The organism is Sulfitobacter sp. HI0040, from assembly GCF_001634885.1.
GTDB lineage: Bacteria > Pseudomonadota > Alphaproteobacteria > Rhodobacterales > Rhodobacteraceae > Sulfitobacter.
Window position 1 is genome coordinate 1 of sequence record NZ_LWEX01000450.1, and the last position, 873, is coordinate 873.

Sequence of the window (873 nt, forward strand, 5' to 3'; positions counted from 1 at the left end):
CCAGCTTCGGCCAGGATGGTCAAGGCGTTGATCGGGCCGATGCCGGGGATGGTTGTCAGAAGCTGGTAATCGGGATGATCGGACAGAAGCTCGACGGCACGGGCCTCGATCTCATTGCGCTGGCGAACCAGGCTTCGGCCTTCGGCCAGCACAAGGCGGAACATACGAACGGCGTCGGATTCCGGGTGAACGGGTAACCCCACTGAACCAACCGCTGTTGCGTAAATATCTGAGAGTAAGCGTTCTTTTGAGACCTTCCGGCCGACCACCTGCCACGCATCGGCAACGAAGGCCTCACGGCTCATGGCCGTGATCATGTGTGGCGATGGATACTTCTCGAGGAATGCCAGGAACCAGTCGGTACGCGAACTGCGGTGAAAGCGCTCGGCCTCGGGAAAGTAGAGCGGCAGATAGTGGGTCAGGATACGGTGCCACAGCTCGGTCTTCGAGCGCGAGACGATCTCGTGCGTCTTCGACAGTTCCTGGATGTCGGCAGTGCCAGTGACCAGCGGATCGTGGAAGAATTGCACCGCGCCGATCTCCAGCATGTGCAGGATCACCTGGGCGTCCTTCGGATCGTTCTTGTCCCAGCTGTTGTGCAGAGCTTCGCGCGTCCGGGCCAAACCCACAGAGGACACGAGCTTCAGATCGAACCCGGCCTGGCCGAGATGATGCGCCAATGGCCGATGGTAGTTGCCGGTTGCCTCGAAGCCGATCCTCACGGGCAGACCGTAGTCCATAAGAATGGCGGCCAAGCGCCGAAAGTCGTCGAGCGTGTTCGTGATCGTCAATCGACGGCGGCGCTTCTTGCCAGGTACGCCAATCAGCACCTCGTGGCGGTGCTTGGAAATGTCGATGGCGACCAACAAGGTC

General features: G+C 60.3%; 1 protein-coding gene. It reads right to left on the bottom strand.

What is annotated here, in order from left to right:
* A partial coding sequence (locus tag A3728_RS18720) for an IS110 family transposase (protein ID WP_067927361.1) occupies positions 1–869 on the bottom strand: 869 nt, incomplete at its 3' end.
* Positions 870–873 lie beyond the last annotated feature (4 nt).